General features: G+C 67.2%; 4 protein-coding genes. 2 read left to right on the plus strand and 2 right to left on the minus strand.

Translation table 11 applies throughout. The features are described from left to right. Window positions 1-730: ATP-binding cassette domain-containing protein (locus Q4C89_RS14600; protein ID WP_303103352.1), on the plus strand; the 730-nt coding region annotated here is incomplete at its 5' end. A gap of 5 nt (window positions 731-735) precedes the next feature. After that, window positions 736-1,296 carry a hypothetical protein gene (locus tag Q4C89_RS14605; protein WP_303103353.1) on the plus strand — a complete coding sequence of 187 codons (561 nt, stop codon included), beginning with the start codon at window positions 736-738 and terminating at the stop codon, window positions 1,294-1,296. Between the two features lie 56 nt (window positions 1,297-1,352). Here Q4C89_RS14605 and Q4C89_RS14610 read toward each other — a convergent pair whose 3' ends face one another. Continuing rightward, window positions 1,353-2,153, minus strand: a complete 801-nt coding sequence (locus Q4C89_RS14610) for an HAD hydrolase family protein (RefSeq protein ID WP_303103354.1) — start codon at window positions 2,151-2,153, stop codon at window positions 1,353-1,355. 203 nt (window positions 2,154-2,356) lie between these two features. Continuing rightward, window positions 2,357-2,899: ABC transporter permease subunit (locus tag Q4C89_RS14615; RefSeq protein ID WP_303103355.1), on the minus strand; the 543-nt coding region annotated here is incomplete at its 5' end.

The raw sequence follows: 2,899 nt of genomic DNA on the forward strand, positions 1-2,899 counted from the left end.
ATCCGCGCTCGTCCAGCTTCACCACGCCGAGGTGTTCCGCAACGGCCACCGCGCCCTCGGCCCGCTGAGCTGGACGTGGGAAACGGGGCAGCACTGGCTGGTCACGGGCGAGAACGGCAGCGGCAAAAGCACCCTGCTGCGGCTGATTGCGGGCGAGTTTCACCCGGCGCTCGGCGGCAGCGTGGCCCGGCCCTTCCTGACGCGGGACGTGCAAAGTGAGCGGCGCAGACACATCGGGCTGGTGTCGGCGGAGGTGGGCATTCGGCAGCGCCTGAGCCTGTCGGGGCGCGAGTGGACGGGGCGCGACGTGCTGGCAAGCGCTTTTGCCGGAACGGAAGGCTTTGCCGAAGACCTGACCCCCGAACAGACGCGGGCGGTGGACGAACTGGCCGAGCGGCTCGACCTGTCAGCCCTTCTCCCCCGCCCCGCCGAGAAGCTTTCGCAGGGGCAACTGCGGCGACTGCTGCTCGCCCGCGCTGTGGTTCACCGCCCCACGCTGCTGCTGCTGGATGAGGGACTGGATTTCGTAGACGCCGCGCACCGTTCGCAGTTTCTGGGGCTGCTCCCCGAACTGGTCACGGGCGGCACGCACCTGCTGGTCGTCGCCCACCGCGAGGCCGACGCGCTGCCGGGCCTGACCCATCACCTGCATCTGGCGGCGGGACAGGCCGCCCGACTGTCGGCAGTGAACGATTCGTCAGACTCGGCTCACCTTCAGACCCTACCCTGACGGGCATGAAATTCGCTGTCCTTTCCCTGGCCCTGCTCTCGCTGGCCGCTCCCCTGGCGGCGGCCCAGAACGCGGCCCCCACGCCCCCCACCGTCGCCAAGACGAACACGGTGACCGCGCCCGGATTTACCCTCACGGCAGCGGGCGGCTGGATCATGCTCAAGAACACCTACCAGGGCGACCCCTCGCTGGCGGGTGTGGCGCTGGCTGGCCCGGCGGTGAGCGGCAAGCTCAACCCCAGCTTCACCGTCATCGTCACCGACCTCAAGGACGTGTCCAAGGTCAACCGCACCCTGGGCGTGGCGCGGGACGTGCGGGCCGAGGAACTGCCCACCGTCGTGCAGGACTTCAAGTGGCTGGGCGAAAGGACGGTCAAACTCGGCGGCAACCTGGGCGTGCTGTGGAGCTACAGCGGCAAGGAACAGGGCGTCACCCACCGCTGGACACAGGTCATGACCCTCAAGGGCGACAAGCTCTACACCGCCACCCTCGCCATCCCCGAAGGCACCCGCCCCGAAGTCGCCGCCGCCGGGCGCGACATGCTCGATTCGTTCAGGCTGCGCTGAGCCGACATTCTGGCGCTGAGCGGCAAGGGAAATGTCCTGCCGCTCAGCGCTCCTTTTTATTTCCCTTCCAGCGCCGCCGCAATCCCGTTCAGATACTCTCCCAGCGCCTCGTGTCCCGGCAACTGGTGGTCGGCGTGGCGGGCCAGCAGCGGCAGCGTGCCGACCTGTACGGCGTACCCGGCGACTTCCAGCATGACCTCGTCGTTGTCGCTGTCGCCAAAGGCCACCACGTTTTCCATCGGCACGTCCAGCGCCCCCGCAATCTGCACCAGGGCCGCCGCCTTGTGTGCGCCCGTCGGTGTGACGGTCAAGAAATGCGGATAGGGGTTCTGTGCGCCCGTCAAGACCAGATGCGGGTGAGACTCGCGCAGTCGCCGGGCCAGCGCCGCCACTTCGGGGTGGTAGAAGCCCGCTTTGACGATGCCTTCCTGGGGCGCTTCGGCCAGCGGACGGTAGCCCCGCGCCCGCATCCAGGGTTCGGGCTGGACGCCTGCGGGCAGGTCCACATACAGCATGTCGGGCGTGAACAGCACCAGCCGCGCTCCCTCCAGTTCGTGCGCCAGCACCGCCTCCAGGTCCTCCAGCGAGAACTCGGCCTGGGCCAGCAACTCAGCGCCCACCTCCACCCGCCCGCCGTTGTTGGTCGCCACCGCGTCCGGCTGCACACCTTCGCGCACGCTGCGGGGCGGGGTGTCGCGCCCGGTCACGATGGCGAATTTGACCCCCAGCCCGCGTAGCCGCGCCAGGGCCTGCGCCGTCGCGTCGGGCAACTCGGTGCCCCCGTCCCGAATCAGGGTGCCGTCCAGGTCGAAGGCGAGCAGCAGGGGCAGGCGGGCGGGAAAGGCTGGGGGGGTCATGGGGTCAGGATAAGGGGAGGGAGGCAGATGGCGGATGGCAGAAGGCCAAAAGAAAAGCCCCCGCCGGGGAAGCGGGGGAAACGATTTTGGACTTTTACGGTATGAGACAGAAGAAAACTTGCGTCTTTGACCCTCTCTCCTTGCGGGGGACTCAAAGAGCTACGAAGTAGAGGGCGAACGGGAGGGGGGTCACCCCAGAGGGGTCATTCCTTCACGCCGCCAGCCACTGCGCCGCCGACGAAGTACTGCTGGAACGAGTAGAACAGCGCCACGATGGGCAGCGCCCCCAGGGTCGCGGCAGCGGCGAACACGCCCCATTTGGTCGAAAACTGACCGCTGGAGAACGAACGCAGCATCACGCCCACCGTCCACTGCTCCACGCCGGTCAGCAGCACGCTCGCCAGGATGAATTCGGCGTAGGTGCCGATGAACTGGTTCAGGAAGATGAAGACCAGCATCCCGCCCGACAGCGGCAGCACCACGCGCAGGAAGGTCTGCCAGCGGGTCGCGCCGTCCACCATCGCCGCTTCTTCCAGCGATTCGGGCAGCGACTCGACATAACCCTTGAAAATCCAGGTATTGAAGGCAATCGCGCCGCCCGAGTAGGCCAGAATCAGGCCGGTGAAGGTGTTGACCAGCCCCAGCGCCGTGAGCAGCGTATAGACCGCCACCAGCGCCAGAAAGACCGGGAACATCTGGATGAAGATGAAAAACAGCAGCATTTGGAAGCGGCCCGGAAAGCGCAG

The sequence above is a fragment of the Deinococcus sp. genome, from assembly GCF_030523985.1.
In the GTDB taxonomy this organism is placed as follows: Bacteria; Deinococcota; Deinococci; order Deinococcales; family Deinococcaceae; genus Deinococcus.

Excerpts from the sequence above, each read along its gene's own strand:
- Q4C89_RS14605 (WP_303103353.1), top strand. The coding sequence starts at position 736 with ATGAAATTCGCTGTCCTTTCCCTGGCCCTGCTCTCGCTGGCCGCTCCC.
- Q4C89_RS14610 (WP_303103354.1), bottom strand. The coding sequence starts at position 2,153 with ATGACCCCCCCAGCCTTTCCCGCCCGCCTGCCCCTGCTGCTCGCCTTC.